Origin of the sequence: Streptomyces sp. MB09-01, from assembly GCF_033794505.1 — a bacterium.
GTDB lineage: Bacteria > Actinomycetota > Actinomycetes > Streptomycetales > Streptomycetaceae > Streptomyces.
Window position 1 is genome coordinate 1 of record NZ_JARAYQ010000449.1, and the last position, 3,941, is coordinate 3,941.

The 3,941-nt window shown below is 76.1% G+C and carries 3 protein-coding genes and 1 pseudogene; 2 read left to right on the forward strand and 2 right to left on the reverse strand.

Going from position 1 to position 3,941, the window contains the following annotated elements; translation table 11 throughout:
* Positions 1 to 186: 186 nt before the first annotated feature.
* A complete protein-coding gene (locus PV721_RS42030) occupies positions 187 to 549 on the reverse strand; it encodes a cupin domain-containing protein (RefSeq protein WP_319733974.1) in 363 nt (120 codons plus the stop codon).
* 48 nt (positions 550 to 597) lie between these two features.
* On the opposite strand from PV721_RS42030, the gene PV721_RS42035 reads away from it, so the two are divergent.
* Together PV721_RS42035 and PV721_RS42040 are read left to right on the forward strand one after the other, a co-directional pair.
* Entirely contained in the window at positions 598 to 1,431 is an 834-nt protein-coding gene (locus tag PV721_RS42035) for an AraC family transcriptional regulator (RefSeq protein ID WP_319733976.1), read from the forward strand.
* 392 nt (positions 1,432 to 1,823) lie between these two features.
* Positions 1,824 to 2,438, forward strand: a pseudogene (locus tag PV721_RS42040) (esterase-like activity of phytase family protein); the annotation flags it as partial.
* Positions 2,439 to 2,561: 123 nt separating this feature from the next.
* Here the strand turns inward: PV721_RS42040 and PV721_RS42045 are convergent.
* The gene (locus PV721_RS42045) at positions 2,562 to 3,905 is read right to left on the reverse strand and encodes a carboxyl transferase domain-containing protein (protein WP_319733977.1); all 1,344 of its coding nucleotides are present in this window, start codon (positions 3,903 to 3,905) and stop codon (positions 2,562 to 2,564) included.
* Positions 3,906 to 3,941 lie beyond the last annotated feature (36 nt).

The window sequence follows — 3,941 nt, forward strand, 5'->3', positions numbered from 1 at the left end:
GTGCCGGGGCCGGGTGTGTGCCGGGGCGCTCCCCGCAGGGCGTCGAACGCAAGGTGCCCCGGCACACACCCGGCCGGGTTGGGCGTCCAGTGGGTGCCGGGTGCGGTTGCCGTGCTGGGGGAGTGCTCCGGTACATGCCCGGCCGGGTTGCGCGTCCAGGGGGTGCTGGGAGGGGTGGTGTGCCGGTTACGCGTCCACCGGGTTCCGGGTGCGGGTGCCGCCCGCGTTGCCGGTGTTGGTGGTGCCCGTCGGCTCGAACAGCAGGATCGTCGCCTCCTCGTCCGCGGCCGGGCAGTGCTCCACGCCGCGCGGGACCACGTAGATCTCGCCGGGGCCCAGCACCACCTCCCCGTCGCGCAGGCGGATCGTCAGGGTGCCGCTGACCACGAGGAAGAGCTCGTCGGTGTCCTCGTGGCTGTGCCACACGAACTCGCCCTGGAGTTTGGCGGCCTTGACCTCGTAGTCGTTGATGCGGGCGATGCGGTGCGGGGCCCACTGCTCGGTGAAACCGGCCAGCTTCTCGGCGATGTTGACCTTGTGTGTCGTCATGCGGGCAGCCTGCCGGAGCGAATGAGGGCGGTCTTGTACGTTCCTGGCATGCCCGCGATACGTCCGCGCAGCACCGTCTCCGCCTGGCAGCCGCCGGTCCCGGGGATCGCCGAGGTCTTCCACGCCCGGTTCACCGACCACGCCTATCCGGCGCACGTGCACGACACCTGGACGCTGATGATCCTGGACGGCGGGCGGGTCGACTTCGCGCTGGACCGCGAGCGGCACGGCGCCGGGGTCCGGGACTCCGTGATCCTGCTGCCGCCCGGGGTGGTCCATGACGGGCGGACCGTCACCGAGGCCGGCTTCCGCAAGCGCAACCTCTACCTCGACGTCTCCGTCCTGCCCGAAAGCCTCACCGGCGCCGCCGTCGGCGCCCCCCTGCTGCTCGACCCGGCCCTGCGGGAGCGCGTGCACGGGCTGCACCGGGCGCTCGGCGCGCGGGAGCTGCCCGCCGGGGCGGTCGAGCGGCTGGAGGCCGAGTCGCGGCTGGCCTTCGTACGGGAACGGCTGCACCGGTGGCTCGCGGGGCGCGCGCCGGCGGCGTACGGGGCGCCGGACGCGGGGCTCGCCGTACGGCTGCGCGAGCTGCTCGACGCCCGCGTGACCGAGGGGCTCGGCCTGGAGGAGGCCTCGGCGGAGCTGGGCCACGTCCACCCCACCCACCTGATCCGGAGCTTCCGGACCGCCTACGGGCTGCCGCCACACGCCTACCTCACCGGGCGGCGGGTGGCGCTGGCACGGCGGCTGCTGCTGGCGGGGATGCGGCCGGCCGAGGCGGCGACGGCCGCGGGCTTCTACGACCAGGCGCACCTGACACGGCACTTCGGGCGGCACGTGGGGATCAGCCCGGCGCGGTTCGCCCGATCCGGGCGGGCGTGAAGGGGAGTTGGAGGGCTCGTTGCCATCGTGTTGCACGGCCCGCCGAACCAGGAGGAAGGCCTACAGGCGCCTTCGTACGCTCGCCACCGCCGCGGCAGCCGCCGCCGTGCTCTCCGGCACGCTCGTGCCGCCCGCCGTTGCGCCCCCGAAGGAGAACCGGTCCTGCTCGCCGTACCTCTCCGTCGCGGGCCATTCCGACGCGCTCGACAACACCACGCTCGACGGGGGCCTCGTCGGAGGCATTTCGGGCCTCGCCGTCGACAAGGACGGCACGGTCGCCGGCGTCTCCGACCGGTCGGTGCTCTACTCCTTGAAGGTGGGGCGCGGGGACGCCCCCGGCCGCCCGGCCCACCGCGCGGCTCCCGCTCACGGACGGGGCGGGGAAGGCCGTCGACGCGGAGGGCGTCGTCGTCGACCGGGACGGGTCCTACCTGGTGACCGACGAGTTCGGCCCCGCGATCCGCCGGTACGGCCGGGACGGGAAGGTGCTGGGCGCGCTGCCGGTCCCGGACGCCTGCCGGCTCGCGCCGCAGGGGCGGGCCACCGCGAACCAGACCTTCGAGTCGCTGACGCTGCTGCCCGGCGGGAACACGCTGGTGGCGGGCGTCGAGGGGCCGCTGGCCGGCGACGGCGAGGACGCGCAGGGGCGCAGCCTCCAGCGGATCCAGACCTGGGAGCGGGGCCGGAACGGCGAGTTCCGGCTGGGGCGCCAGTACGCCCACCCGGTCGACGTGGGGCACGGCCTCGTCGAGCTCGCGCCGACCCGCGAGGGCCGGCTGATCGTCCTGGAGCGGGGCTTCACCCAGCAGTTCAAGATCACCGCACGGCTGTACCTCGCCGACCCGCTGGGCGCGACGGACACCTCGGAGGTGGACGGGCTGGCCGAGGGGCCGCGGCTGCGGGTCGCCCGCAAGACCGCGCTCGGGGACTTCGACGACTGCCCGACCCTCGGCGCGCTCTCGAAGCTCCCGCAGAACCACCCGCTGGTGGACAACGTCGAGGGCATGGTGGTGACGGACACCGGCGGCCCCGGGCGGGTACGGCTGCTGCTGGTCAGCGACGACAACGAGCTCGCAGCAGGTGACGCGGCTGTACCGGATGGACGTCCGGCTGCCGGCGCGCCGCAGCCGCTACTTCCCGCCGACGACGCCGCGGGCGACCCCCAGGGCCACCAGGTCCTGGGGGCGGATGCGGAGCTGGTCCGCGGTGGCCGGGGCGGCCGACGGGGGGCGCTTGAGGATGGCCGCCGCCAGTTCCGGGGCGATGACGGAGAAGTAGCTGTCCGGGGTGACCCAGGTGTTGCCCGGCGCGGCCAGGGCGAGGGCGCCGCCCGAGCCGCCCTCGCCGATCAGCAGGGTGGTGACGGGGACGGAGGCGCCGGCCAGCGCCGCGAAGGTGTCCGCGATGGCCGCGCCCGCGCCCGCGTGCTCGGCGGCGGCGTCGTTGGCCGCGCCCGGGGTGTCCACCAGGGTGAGCACGGGGATGCCGAGCCGGTCCGCGAGGCGGATGACGCGGGCGGCCGTGCGGTAGCCCGCGGGGCGGGTGGCGGTGCCGCACTGGGCGGCGTAGGCCACGGCCCGGCCCTCCCGCAGCCCGAAACCGCACAGCATGCCGGGGTCGGTGCCGCCCGCCCGGTCCCCGGAGAGGGGCAGGCGGAGTTCGAAGTACGCGTCCAGGTACGCCCCGGCGCGCGGGCGGTCCGGGTGACGGGCCTGGCGGACGGCGTCCCAGCCGCTGGCCGGCGGCGCGGCGTCGGCCAGCGCGGCCGGGGGCTCGACGGGCCCGGCGGGGCGGGGCGCGGCCAGCACGCGCAGCCAGTCGGCGAGGGTGCCGGGCAGTTCGGCGGCGGGGACCACGGCGTCCACGTGACCGGCGGCGTACTGCCCCTCGGCGGAGTAGGCCGCCGGGTCCGCGTCCGCCGGGCGCACCCGGGAGCCGGCGAAGCCTACCTGGGCACCGGGCAGTGCGAGGACGACGTCGGCCCCGGCCCCGAGGGTGGCCCAGCCGCCGCCGGTGGTCGGATCGCGCAGGACGGCCAGCTGGGGGAGGCCCGCGGCCCGCGTCAGGACGCTCTGCCGGGCCACGCGCTGGAGCTGGGTCAGCGCGAGCATGCCCTCCTGCATGCGGGAGCCGCCGGTGGCGATGAGTGAGACGAGGGGGAGGCGGTGCGTGCGGGCGTGGGCGTACGCGGCTTCCAGCCGGTCTCCGGTGCGTTCGCCGAGGGACCCGCCCAGGAAGCCGAACTCGAAGGAGACGACGGTGGCTTCGCAGCCGCCGATGAGGGCGGTGCCGACGACGACGGACTCGTGCTCGCCCGTGCGGTCGGCGGCGCGGGCGCGGGAGTCGTCGTAGCCGGTCCAGGCCAGGGGGCCGTCGGCGGGGGACTCCCGCCGGGGGACGGGGAGTTCGGCGAAGCTGCCGGCGTCGGTCACGGAGGCGATGGCCGCACGGGCCGAGAGGCGGGTCGTCGTCACGGGGTCACCCTAGGGGGTGGGGTGCCGGTCCCGCCG

What these genes read in the sequence shown, in the direction of transcription:
- PV721_RS42030 (WP_319733974.1), bottom strand. Translation starts at nt 549, where the DNA reads ATGACGACACACAAGGTCAACATCGCCGAGAAGCTGGCCGGTTTCACC.
- PV721_RS42035 (WP_319733976.1), top strand. Translation starts at nt 598, where the DNA reads ATGCCCGCGATACGTCCGCGCAGCACCGTCTCCGCCTGGCAGCCGCCG.